The 17993-nt window shown below is 68.1% G+C and carries 15 protein-coding genes; 9 read left to right on the top strand and 6 right to left on the bottom strand.

The annotated features are described in order from the left end of the window. The first annotated feature begins 17 nt into the window (after window positions 1–17). The 5 genes from GCL84_RS24760 to GCL84_RS24740 all read left to right on the top strand — a co-directional run bounded on the left by GCL84_RS24760 (window position 18) and on the right by GCL84_RS24740 (window position 10255). Window positions 18–701, top strand: a complete 684-nt coding sequence (locus GCL84_RS24760; protein WP_156757948.1) for a hypothetical protein — start codon at window positions 18–20, stop codon at window positions 699–701. 36 nt (window positions 702–737) lie between these two features. Continuing rightward, window positions 738–1727 carry a hypothetical protein gene (locus GCL84_RS24755; RefSeq protein ID WP_156757947.1) on the top strand — a complete coding sequence of 330 codons (990 nt, stop codon included), beginning with the start codon at window positions 738–740 and terminating at the stop codon, window positions 1725–1727. A gap of 332 nt (window positions 1728–2059) precedes the next feature. Further along, window positions 2060–5563 carry a DNA-directed RNA polymerase subunit beta gene (gene rpoB, locus GCL84_RS24750; RefSeq protein WP_156757946.1) on the top strand — a complete coding sequence of 1168 codons (3504 nt, stop codon included), beginning with the start codon at window positions 2060–2062 and terminating at the stop codon, window positions 5561–5563. Between the two features lie 88 nt (window positions 5564–5651). Further along, window positions 5652–9551 (top strand): DNA-directed RNA polymerase subunit beta', encoded by a 3900-nt coding sequence (locus GCL84_RS24745; protein WP_156757945.1) that lies wholly within the window; start codon window positions 5652–5654, stop codon window positions 9549–9551. A 245-nt stretch (window positions 9552–9796) separates the two neighbouring features. Next, a complete protein-coding gene (locus tag GCL84_RS24740) occupies window positions 9797–10255 on the top strand; it encodes a hypothetical protein (protein ID WP_156757944.1) in 459 nt (152 codons plus the stop codon). Window positions 10256–10262: 7 nt separating this feature from the next. Here GCL84_RS24740 and GCL84_RS24735 read toward each other — a convergent pair whose 3' ends face one another. Next, on the bottom strand, window positions 10263–10640 hold the full coding sequence (locus tag GCL84_RS24735; RefSeq protein WP_156757943.1) for a hypothetical protein: 378 nt from the start codon (window positions 10638–10640) through the stop codon (window positions 10263–10265). Then, the gene (locus GCL84_RS24730) at window positions 10601–10930 is read right to left on the bottom strand and encodes an MHYT domain-containing protein (RefSeq protein ID WP_207710102.1); all 330 of its coding nucleotides are present in this window, start codon (window positions 10928–10930) and stop codon (window positions 10601–10603) included. The genes GCL84_RS24735 and GCL84_RS24730 overlap by 40 nt, the downstream gene beginning before the upstream one ends. A 378-nt stretch (window positions 10931–11308) precedes the next feature. Here GCL84_RS24730 and GCL84_RS24725 point away from each other — a divergent pair, with 378 nt between their 5' ends. After that, entirely contained in the window at window positions 11309–12052 is a 744-nt protein-coding gene (locus GCL84_RS24725; protein ID WP_197523502.1) for a D-Ala-D-Ala carboxypeptidase family metallohydrolase, read from the top strand. A gap of 52 nt (window positions 12053–12104) precedes the next feature. Here the strand turns inward: GCL84_RS24725 and GCL84_RS24720 are convergent, their stop codons facing one another. From GCL84_RS24720 to GCL84_RS24705, 4 genes are all read right to left on the bottom strand, one after another. Then, the gene (locus tag GCL84_RS24720) at window positions 12105–12644 is read right to left on the bottom strand and encodes a DUF3558 family protein (RefSeq protein WP_156757940.1); all 540 of its coding nucleotides are present in this window, start codon (window positions 12642–12644) and stop codon (window positions 12105–12107) included. Next, on the bottom strand, window positions 12644–13033 hold the full coding sequence (locus GCL84_RS24715) for a hypothetical protein (protein WP_156757939.1): 390 nt from the start codon (window positions 13031–13033) through the stop codon (window positions 12644–12646). Before GCL84_RS24715 ends, GCL84_RS24720 begins: the two co-directional genes overlap by 1 nt. Window positions 13034–13182: 149 nt before the next feature. Next, window positions 13183–13356: a DUF397 domain-containing protein gene (locus GCL84_RS24710; protein WP_156757938.1), complete on the bottom strand. Its 174-nt coding sequence runs from the start codon at window positions 13354–13356 to the stop codon at window positions 13183–13185. 15 nt (window positions 13357–13371) lie between these two features. Further along, a complete protein-coding gene (locus tag GCL84_RS24705; protein WP_156757937.1) occupies window positions 13372–14247 on the bottom strand; it encodes a helix-turn-helix domain-containing protein in 876 nt (291 codons plus the stop codon). Between the two features lie 701 nt (window positions 14248–14948). Here GCL84_RS24705 and rpsL point away from each other — a divergent pair. The 3 genes from rpsL (at window position 14949) to fusA (ending at window position 17968) form a co-directional block, all read left to right on the top strand. Beyond that, window positions 14949–15323 carry a 30S ribosomal protein S12 gene (gene rpsL / locus GCL84_RS24700; protein ID WP_075977316.1) on the top strand — a complete coding sequence of 125 codons (375 nt, stop codon included), beginning with the start codon at window positions 14949–14951 and terminating at the stop codon, window positions 15321–15323. 1 nt (window position 15324) lies between these two features. Next, complete coding sequence (gene rpsG / locus GCL84_RS24695; RefSeq protein ID WP_156757936.1) at window positions 15325–15795, top strand: 30S ribosomal protein S7; 471 nt, start codon at window positions 15325–15327, stop codon at window positions 15793–15795. A 73-nt stretch (window positions 15796–15868) separates the two neighbouring features. Further along, the gene (fusA, locus tag GCL84_RS24690; protein WP_156757935.1) at window positions 15869–17968 is read left to right on the top strand and encodes an elongation factor G; all 2100 of its coding nucleotides are present in this window, start codon (window positions 15869–15871) and stop codon (window positions 17966–17968) included. Window positions 17969–17993 lie beyond the last annotated feature (25 nt).

Here is a 17993-nt window from a genome sequence, read left to right as displayed (position 1 = left end):
CTCTACGCTGGAGCGCCATGACCAGTAAGGACGAGCGCGAGTCCGCCGAGGACGCCGCTGACCTGCGTGTCGGCGAGTCCGATTCGGACGCCGCACCCTCGGTCAACGCACCCCCGGACGACGCCGCGCCGGAATCCGCTGCCACCGAACCCGCCGATGCGGAGACCGAGGCGCGGGCCAAGCCGCGCGGCGCCAACGCGCTGCTGCTCGGCGCGGGCGCGGTCGCGGTCGTCGCCCTGGTCTTCGCCGTGTGGTTCGGCGTGGCCTGGATCAGCGCGGCGGGCGACGACGACCTGTCGGTCGACCGGGCCCGCGACGAGGTGTCCCGGGTCGGCGAGGCCGCCGTGGTCACCCTGAACACGCTGGACTACCGCCAGCTCGACCGCGACCTCGACCGCTGGGCCGCCGCGACGACCGGCCCGCTGCTCGAGAACATCAACGGCGACCGCGCCGCGGCCAAGGCCACCATCGAGCAGGGCAAGCTGGTCACCACGGCCCGGGTGCTCAAGTCGGCGGTCACCCAGCTCAACGACCGCGAGGGCACCGCCCAGATCATGGTCGCCATCGTCCGCGACTTCACCCCCGACGGCGGCGAGGCCGAGACCGCCTACTTGCGGATCCAGGGCGCCCTGGACCGCACCGAGACCGGCTGGAAGCTCAGCAACGTCGGCACCGTGGACTTCGCCCCGCCAGGTAGCTGAGCCCCGCCGCATCCCCCGTCGTCGAGAGGACCCGCAGTGCCCACGCCCCCGCGCCGCCGCCCGGCGAACCAGCCCGCCCGCCGTCCCAAGGTGGCGGGTCTGCGCAGGCCCGCCGGACCTGAGCCCCGGGACGCCGACGGCCGCGAGGACCTGGCCCAGGACCGCCACGACGAGCAGGTCCCCGACGCCGCCGAAGAGACCACCACCGAGGCGCCCGCGACCCCGGTCGTCAGCGACGACGGCGTGGTCGGCGGCGCCGACGAGCCCGAGGACGACAAGCCCGAGGTCGCGCTGGTCGAGGACGAGCCCGCACCCAAGCCCAAGCCCGCGCCCAAGCCGAAGGCCGCGCCCTCGCCCCGGCCCGCGGGCAAGCGCAAGAACACCGGTTCCTCGGTGGCCGCGGAGCCCGCCGAGGACCGCCCCCGCACGCCCAAGGTCGCGGCCGTCCCGCGCAAGGCCTCGGCGACCCCGGGGATGAACGCCGCCATCGTGCTGGCCGTGCTCGCCCTGGTGCTGGCGGGCCTGGCGTTCTGGTTCAAGGGCCAGGCCGACTCGCTGACCGCGGGCGCCGACACCGATAACAGCGCGGTCACGGACTCGGCGGGCACCGAGCAGGTGAAGAACCAGGTCAAGGAAGCCATCGAGCGGACCCTGTCCTACGACTACACCAAGCTCGACGTCACCGCCCAGGCGGTGGACGAGACCCTGGAGGGCCGCGCGGTCTGCGACTACAACGCGATCTACGGCCAGCTCAAGGAGATCGCCCCGCAGCAGAAGCTGGTCCTGTCGACCAAGGTCCGCGACATCGGCGTGGTGTCGCTGCGCGGCGACGACGCCGAGGTGCTGGTCTTCGTCGACCAGTCGGTCACCAGGGCGGCGGTCGAGGCCGGGGCCGAGCCCCAGCAGACCGCCAGCGGGGCTCAGTTCGCCGTCAGCGCGCACCGCTCCGGGGATGCGTGGAAGATCACTGCCTTTGACATGCTCAGCCAGCCGCTGCCGGGCGGCGCCAGCCAGCCGCAGTGCTGAGCCGAACGGTGTCAGCAACCGTTTGTCCTGGTCAGGCCGTGTGCTGTGGGTGACCGCACACTGCGACGAACGGGGCGAGGTTGGCGTGGCATCTTGACTCAGGAGACGGACCCGGTCACGCTGTAGGCCTACGCGGATGGATGTGGGAGTTGTACTTGAGCGGTGGGTCTCGACAGTCGCCCATCTAGTGGCTAGACTGCCCCTTTGCGCTGCCCACTTTCCGCACGCCCTTTGCCAAGAGCTAGGATGTTGGGCACCACGGCACCCTTGACAGCCTCGTTGACTGTTGCTAACGCGGCTGTCAACCGCTCATAGTCCTGGAAGGACGCATCTTGGCAGTCTCCCGCGCGACCAAGGCCACTGCTGCGACCCACTCCACTCCGTCGAACTCGGGCATCCCCAACGCCCCGCGCCGCGTCTCGTTCGCGAAGATCCGCGAGCCGCTGGGCACGCCCAACCTGCTGGACCTGCAGATCCAGTCGTTCGAGTGGTTCACCGGCGCCGAGGCGTGGTTCCAGCGCCGCATCGACGCAGGTGAAGAAGAGCCCACCGGTGGCCTTGAAGAGGTCCTCAACGAGATCTCCCCGATCGAGGACTTCTCCGGTTCGATGTCCCTGTCCTTCTCCGACCCGCGCTTCGACGAGGTCAAGGCCTCCGTCGAGGAGTGCAAGGACAAGGACATGACGTACGCGGCGCCGCTGTTCGTCACGGCCGAGTTCACCAACAACACCACCGGCGAGATCAAGAGCCAGACGGTGTTCATGGGCGACTTCCCCGTGATGACCAACAAGGGCACCTTCATCATCAACGGCACCGAGCGGGTCGTGGTCTCCCAGCTCGTGCGCTCGCCGGGCGTGTACTTCGACACCTCGATCGACAAGACGACCGACAAGGACGTCTTCTCGGTCCGCGTGATCCCCAGCCGCGGCGCGTGGCTCGAGTTCGACGTCGACAAGCGCGACACCGTGGGTGTGCGCATCGACCGCAAGCGCCGCCAGCCGGTCACCGTGCTGCTCAAGGCCCTGGGCTGGTCCACCGAGGCCATCCGCGAGCGCTTCCACTTCTCGGAGACGCTGCTCGCCACCCTCGAGAAGGACCACACCGCGGGCACCGACGAGGCGCTGCTCGACATCTACCGCAAGCTGCGCCCCGGCGAGCCGCCGACCAAGGAGTCCGCGCAGACCCTGCTGGAGAACCTGTTCTTCAAGGACAAGCGCTACGACCTGGCCAAGGTCGGCCGGTACAAGGCCAACAAGAAGCTGGGCCTGTCCCTGCCCACCGACCGCGGCGTGCTCACCGAGGACGACATCGTCACCACGATCGAGTACCTGGTCCGCCTGCACGCGGGCGACACGGTCATGACCGTGGGCGAGGGCGAGAACGCGGTCGAGATCCCGGTCGAGACCGACGACATCGACCACTTCGGCAACCGCCGCCTGCGCACCGTCGGCGAGCTGATCCAGAACCAGATCCGGGTCGGCCTGTCCCGCATGGAGCGCGTCGTGCGCGAGCGCATGACCACCCAGGACGTCGAGGCGATCACCCCGCAGACCCTGATCAACATTCGGCCCGTCGTGGCCGCGATCAAGGAGTTCTTCGGCACCTCGCAGCTCTCGCAGTTCATGCAGCAGACCAACCCGGTCGACGGCCTGACCCACAAGCGCCGCCTCTCCGCGCTGGGCCCCGGCGGCCTGTCCCGCGAGCGCGCGGGCATGGAGGTCCGCGACGTCCACCACAGCCACTACGGCCGCATGTGCCCGATCGAGACCCCCGAGGGCCCGAACATCGGCCTGATCGGCTCGCTGTCGAGCTACGCGCGGGTCAACCCGTTCGGCTTCATCGAGACCCCGTACCGCAAGGTCATCGAGGGTCAGGTCACCGACCAGATCGACTACCTGACCGCCGACGAGGAAGACCGCCACGTCATCGCGCAGGCCAACACGCCGATCGACGCGGACAACCACTTCGCCGAGGACCGCGTCCTGGTCCGCAAGAAGGGTGGCGACGTCGAGTTCATCGAGCCCTTCGACGTCGACTACATGGACGTCTCACCGCGGCAGATGGTCTCGGTCGCGACCGCGATGATCCCGTTCCTCGAGCACGACGCCGCCAACCGCGCGCTGATGGGCGCCAACATGCAGCGCCAGGCGGTGCCGCTGCTGCGCAGCGAGTCCCCGCTGGTCGGCACCGGCATGGAGCTGCGCGCCGCCGTCGACGCGGGCGACCTCGTGGTCGCGAGCAAGGCGGGCGTGGTGGAGGAGGTCTCGGCCGACTTCATCACCGTGATGGCCGACGACGGCACCCGCCAGACCCACGGGCTGTACAAGTTCCGCCGGTCGAACCAGGGCACCTGCATCAACCAGAAGCCCATCGTGGCCGAGGGCCAGCGGGTCGAGGTCGGCCAGGTCATCGCCGACGGCCCGTGCACCGAGGACGGCGAGGTCGCGCTCGGCAAGAACCTGCTCGTGGCGATCATGCCGTGGGAGGGCCACAACTACGAGGACGCGATCATCCTCTCGCAGCGCATCGTCCAGGACGACGTGCTGACCTCGATCCACATCGACGAGCACGAGATCGACGCCCGCGACACCAAGCTGGGCGCCGAGGAGATCACCCGGGACATCCCGAACGTCTCCGAAGAAGTGCTAGCGGACCTGGACGAACGAGGCATCGTCCGGATCGGCGCCGAGGTCGGCGCTGGCGACATCCTGGTCGGCAAGGTCACCCCCAAGGGCGAGACCGAGCTGACCCCGGAGGAGCGGCTGCTGCGCGCCATCTTCGGCGAGAAGGCCCGCGAGGTCCGCGACACCTCCCTCAAGGTGCCGCACGGCGAGACCGGCAAGGTCATCGGCATCCGGGTGTTCTCCCGCGAGGACGAGGACGAGCTGCCCCCCGGCGTCAACGAGCTGGTCCGCGTCTACGTGGCCCAGAAGCGCAAGATCCAGGACGGCGACAAGCTCGCGGGCCGCCACGGCAACAAGGGCGTCATCGGCAAGATCCTCCCCGCCGAGGACATGCCCTTCCTGCCCGACGGCACCCCGGTCGACATCATCCTGAACACCCACGGTGTCCCCCGGCGGATGAACATCGGCCAGATCCTGGAGAGCCACCTCGGGTGGGTCGCCAAGCAGGGCTGGTCGATCGAGGGCGACCCGGACTGGGCGGCCCTGCTGCCCGAGGAGCTGCGCGACGTCGAGCCCAACACCAACACCGCCACCCCGGTGTTCGACGGCGTCCGGGAGAACGAGCTGACCGGTCTGCTCGCCTCCACCCGGCCCAACCGCGACGGCGACCGCATGGTCGGCGAGAACGGCAAGGCCACGCTGTACGACGGCCGCTCCGGCGAGCCGTACCCGTACCCGGTCTCGGTCGGCTACATGTACATCCTCAAGCTGCTGCACCTGGTCGACGACAAGATCCACGCCCGGTCGACCGGCCCGTACTCGATGATCACCCAGCAGCCGCTCGGCGGTAAGGCCCAGTTCGGTGGCCAGCGCTTCGGTGAGATGGAGTGCTGGGCGATGCAGGCCTACGGCGCCGCGTACACGCTGCAGGAGCTGCTCACCATCAAGTCGGACGACGTCCTGGGCCGGGTCAAGGTCTACGAGGCGATCGTCAAGGGCGAGAACATCCCCGAGCCGGGCATCCCGGAGTCGTTCAAGGTGCTCCTCAAGGAGCTCCAGTCGCTGTGCCTGAACGTGGAGGTCCTCTCCAGCGACGGTGCCGCGATCGAGATGCGCGACGGGGACGACGAGGACCTGGAGCGCGCGGCCGCGAACCTGGGAATCAACCTCTCCCGCAACGAGTCCCCCTCCGTGGACGACGTCGTCAACTAGCCCCGCCGCCGGGGGCGTGTGGCACCGCCCGCCCCCGGCCCTCTAGGCCCTTATCTGTGCAGTGACCAAGAAGGGGAGAAGACCCCACGTGCTGGACGTGAACTTCTTCGATGAGCTCCGCATCGGTCTCGCCACCGCCGATGACATCCGCCAGTGGTCCTTCGGCGAGGTCAAGAAGCCGGAAACCATCAACTACCGCACCCTCAAGCCGGAGAAGGACGGGCTCTTCTGCGAGAAGATCTTCGGCCCCACCCGGGACTGGGAGTGCTACTGCGGCAAGTACAAGCGCGTCCGCTTCAAGGGCATCATCTGCGAGCGCTGCGGCGTCGAGGTCACCCGCGCCAAGGTGCGCCGTGAGCGGATGGGCCACATCGAGCTGGCCGCGCCGGTCACCCACATCTGGTACTTCAAGGGTGTCCCGAGCCGCCTGGGCTACCTGCTCGACCTCGCGCCGAAGGATCTCGAGAAGATCATCTACTTCGCCGCGTACGTGATCACCACGGTGAACACCGAGCTGCGCCACAACGACCTGGCCACCCTCGACTCCGAGATGGGCGTCGAGCGCAAGCAGGTCGAGAACAAGCGCGACGCCGACATCGAGGCCCGCGCGCAGAAGCTCGAGGCCGACCTGGCCCAGCTCGAGGCCGAGGGCGCCAAGTCCGACGTGCGCCGCAAGGTCAAGGAGGGCGGCGAGCGGGAGATGCGCCAGCTCCGCGACCGCGCCCAGCGCGAGCTGGACCGGCTCGACGAGATCTGGACGACCTTCACCAAGCTCGACGTCAAGCAGCTCATCGCCGACGAGATGCTCTACCGCGAGCTGATCGACCGCTACGGCGACTACTTCACCGGGTCCATGGGCGCCGAGGCGATCCAGACCCTGGCGCGCGACTTCGACGTCGACGCCGAGGCGGTCAACCTGCGCGACACGATCCGCAACGGCAAGGGGCAGAAGAAGCTCCGCGCCCTCAAGCGGCTCAAGGTCGTCGCGGCGTTCCAGGCGACCCGCAACTCGCCGATGGGCATGGTGCTCGACTGCGTCCCGGTCATCCCGCCGGACCTGCGCCCGATGGTGCAGCTCGACGGTGGCCGCTTCGCCACCTCGGACCTCAACGACCTGTACCGCCGGGTCATCAACCGCAACAACCGCCTCAAGCGGCTGATCGACCTCGGCGCGCCCGAGATCATCGTCAACAACGAGAAGCGGATGCTGCAGGAGGCCGTCGACGCGCTGTTCGACAACGGCCGCCGCGGCCGCCCGGTCACCGGGCCGGGCAACCGCCCGCTCAAGTCGCTGTCCGACCTGCTCAAGGGCAAGCAGGGCCGGTTCCGCCAGAACCTGCTCGGCAAGCGCGTCGACTACTCCGGCCGTTCGGTCATCGTCGTCGGCCCGCAGCTCAAGCTGCACCAGTGCGGCCTGCCCAAGGCGATGGCGCTCGAGCTGTTCAAGCCGTTCGTGATGAAGCGCCTGGTGGACCTCAACCACGCGCAGAACATCAAGTCGGCCAAGCGCATGGTCGAGCGCGCCCGCCCCGCCGTGTGGGACGTCCTGGAAGAGGTCATCACCGAGCACCCGGTGATGCTCAACCGCGCGCCCACGCTGCACCGCCTCGGCATCCAGGCCTTCGAGCCGCAGCTCGTCGAGGGCAAGGCGATCCAGCTCCACCCGCTGGTCTGCGAGGCGTTCAACGCCGACTTCGACGGCGACCAGATGGCGGTCCACCTGCCGCTGTCGGCCGAGGCCCAGGCCGAGGCCCGCATCCTGATGCTGTCGTCGAACAACATCCTGTCCCCGGCCTCGGGTCGCCCGCTGGCGATGCCGCGACTGGACATGGTCACCGGCATCTACCACCTGACCCGCCCGAAGGAGGGCGGCCTGGGTGAGGGACTGGCGTTCTCGTCCCCGGCCGAGGCCATCATGGCCTTCGACCGCGGCGTGATCGGCCTGCAGTCCGCGGTGAAGATCCGCATCGCCGACCGCAACCCGGGCCCGGGCATGGCGCCCGAGGACTGGCAGCCGGGTCAGCCCTGGCTGGCGCACACCACGCTCGGCCGCGTGATCTTCAACGAGCTGCTGCCCGCGGACTACCCGTTCCTCAACGAGGCGATGCCGAAGAAGCGCCAGGCGGCGATCGTCAACGACCTCGCCGAGCGCTACCCCATGGTCTCCGTCGCGCGGACCCTGGACCGGCTCAAGGACGCGGGCTTCTACTGGGCCACCCGCTCCGGGGTCACCGTCGCCATCTCCGACGTCGTCGTGCCGCCCGCCAAGAAGGGCATCCTCGACGAGTACGAGAAGAAGGCCGACATCGTCGAGAAGCGCTACCAGCGCGGTCAGCTCTCCGGCTCGGAGCGCAACAACGAGCTGGTCAAGGTGTGGTCGAACGCGACCGAGGACGTCGCCAAGGCCATGGAGGACTACTTCCCGGACGACAACCCGATCCCGACGATCGTGAAGTCGGGCGCGGCGGGCAACATGACCCAGATCCGGCAGCTCGCGGGCATGAACGGCCTGGTGACGAACCCGCGGGGCGAGTTCATCCCGCGGCCGATCAAGGCCAACTTCCGCGAGGGCCTGTCCGTGCTGGAGTACTTCATCGCCACGCACGGCGCCCGCAAGGGTCTGGCCGACACCGCGCTGCGCACGGCGGACTCGGGCTACCTGACCCGCCGCCTGGTCGACGTCTCGCAGGACGTCATCGTGCGCGAGGTCGACTGCGGCACCACCCGGGGCATCATGATGCCGCTGGGCGAGGCCATGCCCGACGGCACGGTCCTGCGCGACCAGCACGTGGAGACCTCGATCTACGCGCGCTGCGTGTCCGACGACGTCAGCGACGCCAGCGGCAACGTGCTGCTCAACCGCGCCGACGACCTGGGCGACCCGGCCATCGACAAGCTGCTGTCCTCCGGCGTCACCCAGGTCAAGGTCCGCTCGGTCCTGACCTGTGAGGCGGCGGTCGGCGTCTGCGCCACCTGCTACGGCCGCTCCATGGCGACCGGCCAGCTCGTGGACATCGGCGAGGCGGTCGGCATCGTCGCCGCCCAGTCGATCGGTGAGCCCGGCACCCAGCTGACCATGCGCACGTTCCAGCAGGGTGGCGTCGTCAACGACGACATCACCAGTGGTCTGCCGCGTGTCCAGGAGCTGTTCGAGGCCCGCGTCCCGAAGGGCAAGGCGCCCATCGCCGACGTCGACGGCCGCGTGCGGATCGAGGACGGCGACCGGTTCTGGAAGATCACCCTCACCCCCGACGACGGGTCCGAGGAGATCATCTTCGAGAAGCTGTCCAAGCGCCAGCGCCTGGCCGCCACCCCGGACGGCCCGCTGTCCGACGGCGACCACGTCAAGGTCGGCCAGCAGTTGCTCGAGGGCACCCGGGACCCGCACGAGGTGCTGCGCGTGATGGGCCCGCGCGAGGCCCAGCTCCACCTGGTGGACGAGGTCCAGAAGGTGTACCGCGCGCAGGGCGTGTCCATCCACGACAAGCACATCGAGGTCATCGTCCGGCAGATGCTGCGCCGGGTCACGATCCTCGACAGCGGCGCGGCGGAGTTCCTGCCGGGCGCCCTCATCGAGCGCGCCCTGTTCGAGTCCGAGAACCGCCGCGTGGTGGCCTCCGGCGGCGAGCCCGCCTCCGGCCGCCCGGTCCTGATGGGCATCACCAAGGCCTCCCTGGCCACCGACTCCTGGCTGTCGGCCGCCTCCTTCCAGGAGACGACCCGAGTGCTGACGGACGCCGCCATCAACGGCCGCTCCGACAAGCTCATCGGCCTCAAGGAGAACGTGATCATCGGAAAGCTGATCCCCGCGGGCACCGGCATCAACAAGTACCGCAACATCCAGGTCCAGCCCACCGAGGAGGCCCGAGTGGCCGCCTACGCCATCCCCAGCTACGACGACGGGTACTACACCCCCGACGTCTTCGGCACCGGCACCGGCGCGGCTGTCCCCCTGGACGACTACGACTTCGGCCGCGACTACCGCTGAAGCTCTAGTTAGGACAAGAAAGGCCCCCGACGCCAAGTGGTGTCGGGGGCCTTTCCCGTCGCTGTCCATCGTGCTCGGTCTAAGGTGATGCGGTCTTGATTCTCGACCGGGGGGACCGGGAAGTGGTTTATCCAGGACAGGGCGGGCAGCAGCCTCACCCGCCGCAGCAGCAGCACGGGTACCCACCGCAGCCCGGGTACGGGCCGCCGGGGTATCCGCCGCCGAGCCAGGGATCGAGCCCGGGGTTGACGGCGTTCCTCATCCTGTTCTCGATGTGCGTCGTGGCCTTCCTGCTCACGGGTTTCCTGTGGCCGGGCTACTTGAAGGGGCTGTTCAAAGCGGAGCCCCCGCCGCCTCCGCCCGCGCCGGTGGTCTACGACCCGAGAAAGGCGGAGCGGACAGCCCGCGACTTCATGTATGGGCTGGAGGGCGGGGGCACCTCGCGGAGCATGGCCGGGCTTTGCGCGGACGCCGACGAGAACTCACGGCGGGTCGTCACGAGTATCAACGGCACCGAGTGGGAGCCCGCCCGCGCCGGCCTCAACATCGCGCACGTCGAAGAGCGCTTCCGCGCGTCCGCGACCATCTCGCTGAAAGCCAAGACAGCGGACCCCTACGACAAGTCCGGTGACATCAAGGTCCTGATCGACCTCCGCGGTGACAAGAGCAACGTCTTCTGCGTGGAACGCGTCAGCCTTTCCTGACACGGGGTCAGCGGGGGAGGGCCACCGAGGAGGCGCAGTGGGCGCCGTCGCGGTGTTCGACGACGACCACCAGGTCGATCGCGCCGCCGCGGGTGTCGTACTCGGGGGAGATGGGCAGGATCGCGTTGTCCTCGCTGACCTCGAAGTCGCCGACGACGTACCGGCGGGACAGCACGCTCCGCAGGTCGTCGGTGTCGGTGACGCCGGGGCAGAGCTGGGCCAGGGCGGCCTGCTCGTCCTGGGCCTCGATGGCGTCGGACAGGGCGTTCAGGAGGTCGTCCTCCGGGTGCGGGCCGCTGTGCGCGCTCGTGCCGCAGGCGGTGAGCAGCGCGGCGAGGACGAGGGTCAGCGCGAGGCGAGGTCGGTCAACTGGGATTCGACCCACAGCTCCTCCTCGATCTCCTGCTCGCTGGCCGAGATGGCCACCGTCAGCAGGGACGCCGCGGTGATCAGACCGATGATCATAGCCAGCGGGGCGAAGAAGGAGTACGAGCTCATGCCGCCCAGCGACGACGGCGAACAGGCCGACGAGCACGATGCCGTCGACAGGGCCAGGCTGACCAGGGTGCGCGGCAGGTCGTAGCGGATCTCGGTGTCGTCGACGGCGAAACCGAGCATGGCGACGAAGTACATGACCCAGATCCCGGTGCCGCCGATGGAGAGGGCGCTCAGCACCAGCCAGCCCAGCTTGCGCCAGCCCCGGTTGGGCCGCGCCCGCTGCGAGCTGAGGGGGCCGAGCGAGCAGCCCGAAACACGACAAGAACCGAGCAATCCATCCCAAGTTCATGTGATCTGATTCACGCGCAGCCTTTGATATCGAGACATCTCTGACCTGCGATGAAGCTCAATCACGCCCTTGTTGAGCGATCTTGGAAAGCACGGGCTGGGCGCGATGGAATAGAAGTCGAATCAGTAGTCGACCGCATACGGGGTGTTGAGGGGTCAACGGATGGCAGAACCCCTATCTGCATCGTGATTCGTTGACCGCTGTCGCGCGGGCGGGTCAGGCTCGGGCGTGTCACTCACCGAACCCGGAGGTGCCCCGTGAAGCGACTGGCCGAGCGCCTGGCTGTCGTCCCCCTGCTCGCCGCCGTCATCCTGGCTGGCCTCGTCATCGGTTCCGCGCCCGCGAGCGCGCAGCCGTTCGCCCCGACCGCGAGCTGCTACTCGTTCAGCCGCACCCTGTCCCAGGGAGCGTCCGGCACGGACGTCCGCCAGCTCCAGATCCGCGTGTCCGGCTACCCCGGCTACGGCGGCGTGCTCGCCATCGACGGCCAGTTCGGCCCGGGCACCAAGGCCGCCGTCACCCGCTTCCAGCAGGCCTACGGCCTCAGCGCGGACGGCGTCGCCGGCCCGGCGACCTTCGCCAAGCTGTCCTCCCTGGAGGACTCGGACTGCACCCCGGTGAACTTCGCCTACAGCGAGCTCAACCGCTGCAACAGCACCTGGTCCGGCGGCAACGTCTCAGCCGCCCAGGCCAAGGCCAACGCCCTGGTCACCATGTGGAAGCTCCAGGCCATGCGCCACGCCCTCGGCGACCGCCCCATCCAGGTCAACGGCGGCTTCCGCAGCGTCTCCTGCAACAACGCCGTCGGCGGCGCCCCCGCCAGCCGCCACCTCTACGGCGACGCCGCAGACCTCGGCGCGGGCGTGCACGGCTTCTGCGCCCTGTCCCGCCAGGCCCGCAACCACGGCTTCTCCGAGATCCTCGGCCCGGGCTACCCCGGCCACAACGACCACGTCCACGTCGCCGCCCGCTCGGGGCGGCTGTGGAGCGCTCCGAGCTGCGGCATCTGACCCTCGAAGTGAGCGACCCCCGCCGGACCATTCCGGTGGGGGTCGCTCGCTGTCATGGCAGTTCTGGCTCGACGAGTTCGGCGAGCCGCTGGACTCTTGCCCACTTCGGGTCGCCATCACCGCCTGCGTAGGAGACGTCGACGCGGGAGGTGGGGGTTATCTCGAAGCAGATGGAGTAGACGGTGCCAGCCGCGCCGGTGGCTTTGACGGCTCTTCGGCCGTTGATGGTGATCTCGGTTTTGGGGCCGTATGAGTTCACTTTGTCGACGCCGAGTTTGGGGAAGATAGTAATGCCGAAACCGAACTTGGCGCCGTCGAGGACGTCGTCTGTGTTCCACCGGCATGACCTACTGGATGGTAGTTCGTCTTCCAGTGGGGTGGTTTCGCCTTTGAGTTCTGTTCTGGCTTCGGTGGTGAGCAGGGTGCAGGGGTCGAGATCGGCGAGGGTGTCGGAGGATTGCGACGGTTCTGTTGTTTGGGCGGTGCTGGTGGGTGTGGTGGCACGGTCGGGGGTGGGTGTGCCTGGGGTGGTGGATGTGCAGGCGGTGAGGATGAGGGCTGCTGCTGTGGTCGTCAGAAGTGTGCGCCTCATCAGGGTTCCTCTCGGGTCAATGCGGCCGTGATATCGCTATCGGTCTGCTGGTAGTTGCTCATGGCGATTTCTATGGCCTTACGCGCCTTGGCGAGATTCTCGTTCAACGCCCTGAGTTGGGTCAAGAATCCTTGATGATCGGTGGCCACATTCACCATGAAGGGTTTCATGACCTCTGCGGCGTGGCTCGAGCCCAACGGCGGTTCCTGCTCAAGGTCTCGGAGCTTGTACAGGTTGTCGACGAGCCAGTCTTGGAGTTGGTCGATGGCAGCGATCAGGGCTTGGCCGCCTTGTTCGTTGACGGCGAACTGGCCTGCTGAGGCGGCGTTCACGAACTGGGCCATTGAAGCGCCAATCGCGCCTACGTCCTGTGGTTGATCGAATGGCATGTGGTGCTCCCCCGGTTGACCCCAAATCAACGGGAGCGACGCTAGCGGATCGCGCGTGCCTCGTACCGGGGGTTGAAACAACTAGCCCCAGGTGGGCGAGCGACCCCCGCCGGAACCCCCGGTGGGGGTCGCTCGTCAGTGCGCGGGGCTCAGCCCAGGCGACCGGCCTTGATGGCGGCGACCAGGGCTGTGGTGGGGGTGTGCAGGGCTGGGCCGGGGTTCTTGGAGTCGCGGATGCCTGCGAGGTCAGAGCGGACCTCAACGCAGTCGGAGCCGTTGCTGCTGTGGGTCGACTTGCGCCAGGTGTGGGTGGCGGTGCTCATTCGGGGTCTCCAGACTCAGTCCAAGGCGGCCAGCCGCTTCGTGATCGCGGCGGCGGACTTCTGTTCGGAGAGCGCGACACCGCGTAGCTGGTTCGCGTTGCGAGTGTACTGGGCTACTTGGCGCTGATCCTGGATGTAGATGCTGTCGTCCGGGATCTCTACGTAGACGACCGACTGCGCCTGCTGTTGGCCTTCTGCGTCCTGGAAGTGCAGCAGCGTGAACTTGCCTTCGAGGCCGTCGTGGCGGCCGATCGCACTGGGCAGCAACAGGATTTCGATGTTGTCGCGCTTGCCCAGTTCGAGCAGGTGCTTGAGCTGGCCGCGCATGACCTCGCGGGAATTGGCCCCGCCGATCGGCCGGTCCAGCACCGACTCCTCGAGCAGCAGGGTGAGCCGCGTCGGGTTCTCGTCCCTGAGCACGAGTTTCTGCCGTTCCATCCGCAGGTTGACCATCCGGTCCTCCTGGTCGGCGCGGACTCGCGCGCTCGCCGCGGTGACGCCCGCCGAGTACTCGCGGGTCTGGACCAAGGCGTAGAGCACCATCGGCGAGTACGTGACGATGTGCGACGCCAGTGCCTCCAGGCCGATGAAGGTGCGCAGCCAGTCCGGCAGGACGTCGCTCCACCGCGCCAGCCAGCTCCGCTCGTCGGCGCGGCCCGCGAGCCACGACAGGCGTTCCACGTCGTGCGCGGGCGCGTCGTAGAAGCCCAGCATCTTGGCGATCTGGTCCGGGGACGGGAAGTACCTGCCCACCTCGAAGTGGGCGATCATCCCCGGGCTCACGCCCAGCGCCCTTGCCGTCTCGGCCTGTGACTTGTCCGCCTGCTTGCGGTAGTGCGCCAGCTCGACACCGATGAGCCAGCGCAGTGCCGAGGGATCGACTCGTTCCACCGGGCCAGTATCCCAACACCCATCGTGCTTACGATATCACTCGATAGTGCTATCTCTCCGGCTATGCCTATAGCGCTACTCTCCACGAAAGCCGTATGAGTAGAGGAGCGAGACACCCCGATCGCCTTCGAGCAGTACCCCGACGAGCACATCTCCCTCCAGTTGGGCCACGGGTTCGAGGAGGTCGAGCTCGTCTGCACTCGGGCCGGTCTGGAGCACTTCGTCGAGGTGGCCAGGGTGGCGCTGGAGGGGCGGGTGCGCTTCTGAGCGCCCACCCACGCCGCGGGCCCCGTCGGGAATACCCGGCGGGGTTTTGTGTTGCACCACACAGTGAGACGACCCGGGCGGTGCGCGCGGCGCGTGGTCGCGCCGGTGTAAGGGGACCCCGTTTTGACCCGCCGTTCGAGGCCGGGGTATCTTTTGTGTTCGTGCCCGACCCATGTCGGGTCGGTCCGTGTGCCTGTGCCGCGCGGTCGGACTGCGAGACGGAGATTCACCTCCCCGTCAGCCGTCGGACTCCTGCCAGTCACGCCGGAGTTCCTCCCGAACACCGCAGGGATGGTGACATTGCCCCGCGGACGGCTTTCGAGGCCGGGCGACACGCCCGACCTCGGGGGGCGGGCGGAGCAGCAGGAACCGCAAGTACACAGTGCCTTCGGCGCCCGGCAGGGTGTTGAGAAGCAGATAGAGAAAGCCGGTCTATGCCCACGATCCAGCAGCTGGTCCGCAAGGGCCGCCAGGACAAGGTCGCCAAGCAGAAGACTGCGGCTCTCAAGGGGAGCCCGCAGCGGCGTGGCGTGTGCACCCGCGTGTACACCACCACCCCGAAGAAGCCGAACTCCGCACTCCGCAAGGTCGCCCGCGTGCGGCTGACCAGCGGTATCGAGGTCACGGCTTACATCCCGGGCGAGGGTCACAACCTGCAGGAGCACTCGATGGTGCTCGTGCGCGGTGGCCGAGTGAAGGACCTCCCGGGTGTCCGTTACAAGATCATCCGGGGTTCGCTGGACACGCAGGGCGTGAAGAACCGCAAGCAGGCGCGCAGCCACTACGGCGCGAAGAAGGAGAAGAGCTGACATGCCCCGCAAGGGACCGGCCCCTAAGCGGCCGCTGATCTCCGACCCGGTGTACAGCTCGCCGTTGGTCACCCAGCTCATCAACAAGGTCCTCAAGGACGGGAAGCGCTCCGTTGCCGAGCGCATCGTCTACGGGGCCCTCGAGGGTGCCCGCGAGAAGAGCGGCACCGACCCCGTGGTGACGCTCAAGCGCGCCCTGGACAACGTGAAGCCCACCATCGAGGTGAAGTCCCGCCGCGTCGGTGGCGCCACCTACCAGGTGCCGATCGAGGTCAAGCCGGGTCGCTCGACCACGCTCGCGCTGCGCTGGCTGGTGTCGTTCTCCCAGGCCCGCCGCGAGAAGACCATGATCGAGCGTCTGCAGAACGAGCTGCTCGACGCCGCAAACGGCCTTGGCGCTTCGGTGAAGCGACGCGAGGACACCCACAAGATGGCCGAGTCCAACAAGGCCTTCGCCCACTACCGCTGGTGAGAATGCGCCCCGGCCGACCGGCCGGGGCCCCAGCGGCGCCGCCAGCTCTGCATCAAGGACAGGGGAAACACCCGTGGCACTCGACGTGCTGACCGACCTGGCCAAGGTCCGCAACATCGGGATCATGGCCCACATCGACGCGGGCAAGACCACGACGACTGAGCGGATCCTCTTCTACACGGGGATCAGCTACAAGATCGGCGAGGTGCACGACGGCGCCGCGGTCATGGACTGGATGGAGCAGGAGCAGGAGCGGGGTATCACGATCACCTCCGCTGCCACCACCTGCTTCTGGAAGAACCACCAGATCAACATCATCGACACCCCCGGGCACGTCGACTTCACCGTCGAGGTGGAGCGGTCCCTGCGGGTGCTCGACGGCGCCGTCGCGGTCTTCGACGGCAAGGAGGGTGTCGAGCCCCAGTCCGAGCAGGTCTGGCGCCAGGCCACCAAGTACGACGTGCCGCGCATCTGCTTCGTGAACAAGATGGACAAGCTCGGCGCGGACTTCTACTTCACCGTGCGGACCATCCAGGAGCGCCTGGGCGCCAAGCCGCTGCCGCTGCAGCTCCCGATCGGCGCCGAGGGTGACTTCATCGGCGTCGTCGACCTCGTGCAGATGCGGGCGCTCACCTGGCGCGGCGAGGTGTCCAAGGGCGAGGACTACGCCGTCGAGGACATCCCCGCGGACCTGGCCGACAAGGCCGCCGAGTACCGCGAGGCCCTCATCGAGGCCGTCGCCGAGACCGACGACAGCCTCATGGAGAAGTACCTCGCCGGCGAGGAGCTGACGCTCGAGGAGATCAAGCTCGGCGTCCGCAAGATCGTCAACGACCGGGCCGCCTACCCGGTGCTCTGCGGTTCGGCGTTCAAGAACAAGGGCGTCCAGCCCATGCTCGACGCCGTGATCGACTACCTGCCCGCGCCGATGGACGTCCCGCCGGTCGAGGGCACGCTGCTCGACGGCGAGACCAAGGCGACGCGCGCGCCGAACACCGACGAGCCGTTCTCGGCCCTGGCGTTCAAGATCGCGGTGCACCCGTTCTTCGGCAAGCTCACCTACGTCCGGGTGTACTCGGGCAAGCTGGCCTCCGGCTCCCAGGTCGTCAACTCGACCAAGGAGCGCAAGGAGCGCATCGGGAAGCTGTTCCAGATGCACGCCAACAAGGAGAACCCGGTCGACGTCGCGTCCGCTGGTCACATCTACGCCGTGATCGGCCTCAAGGACACGACCACCGGCGACACCCTGTGCGACCCGGCGAACCCGATCATCCTCGAGTCGATGACGTTCCCGGACCCGGTCATCCAGGTCGCCATCGAGCCCAAGACGAAGGCCGACCAGGAGAAGCTGGGCACCGCGATCCAGAAGCTCGCCGAGGAGGACCCGACCTTCAAGGTCCACCTGGACGAGGACACCGGTCAGACCATCATCGCGGGCATGGGCGAGCTGCACCTCGACATCCTCGTCGACCGCATGCGGCGCGAGTTCAAGGTCGAGGCCAACATCGGCAAGCCGCAGGTGGCCTACCGCGAGACCATCCGCAAGACGGTCGAGAAGCTGGACTTCACCCACAAGAAGCAGACCGGTGGGTCGGGCCAGTTCGCCAAGGTCATCATCAAGCTGGAGCCGCTGGAGACCACCGACGGCGCCCTGTACGAGTTCGACAACAAGGTCACCGGTGGCCGCGTGCCGAGGGAGTACATCCCCTCGGTCGACGCCGGTGCCCAGGACGCCATGCGGTACGGCGTGCTGGCGGGCTACCCGCTCGTGGGGTTGAAGCTGACCCTGCTCGACGGTGCCTACCACGAGGTCGACTCGTCCGAGATGGCGTTCAAGGTGGCCGGTTCCATGGCGCTCAAGGAGGCGGCGCGCAAGGCGAGCCCCGCCCTGCTCGAGCCGCTGATGGCCGTCGAGGTGACCACGCCCGAGGACTACATGGGCGAGGTCATCGGCGACCTCAACTCCCGCCGCGGCCAGATCCAGGCGATGGAGGAGCGCTCCGGCGCCCGCATCGTCAAGGCGCTGGTCCCGCTGTCGGAGATGTTCGGGTACGTGGGCGACCTGCGGTCCAAGACCCAGGGCCGCGCCAACTACTCGATGGTGTTCGACTCCTACGCCGAGGTTCCCGCGAACGTGGCCAAGGAGATCATCGCCAAGGCCACTGGGGAATGACCGAGTTCTCCGTTCCCCGGAGCAG

The sequence above is a fragment of the Actinokineospora pegani genome (genome assembly GCF_009745975.1).
Lineage (GTDB): Bacteria > Actinomycetota > Actinomycetes > Mycobacteriales > Pseudonocardiaceae > Actinokineospora > Actinokineospora pegani.
This window is presented reverse-complemented; position numbering and strand designations above follow the sequence as displayed.

Bases quoted from the DNA above. Each gene is read 5' to 3' on its own strand.
- GCL84_RS24760 (WP_156757948.1), top strand. From the start codon at position 18: ATGACCAGTAAGGACGAGCGCGAGTCCGCCGAGGACGCCGCTGACCTG.
- GCL84_RS24720 (WP_156757940.1), bottom strand. From the start codon at position 12,644: ATGAGGCGCACACTTCTGACGACCACAGCAGCAGCCCTCATCCTCACC.
- GCL84_RS24715 (WP_156757939.1), bottom strand. From the start codon at position 13,033: ATGCCATTCGATCAACCACAGGACGTAGGCGCGATTGGCGCTTCAATG.
- GCL84_RS24710 (WP_156757938.1), bottom strand. From the start codon at position 13,356: ATGAGCACCGCCACCCACACCTGGCGCAAGTCGACCCACAGCAGCAAC.
- rpsL (WP_075977316.1), top strand. From the start codon at position 14,949: ATGCCCACGATCCAGCAGCTGGTCCGCAAGGGCCGCCAGGACAAGGTC.
- rpsG (WP_156757936.1), top strand. From the start codon at position 15,325: ATGCCCCGCAAGGGACCGGCCCCTAAGCGGCCGCTGATCTCCGACCCG.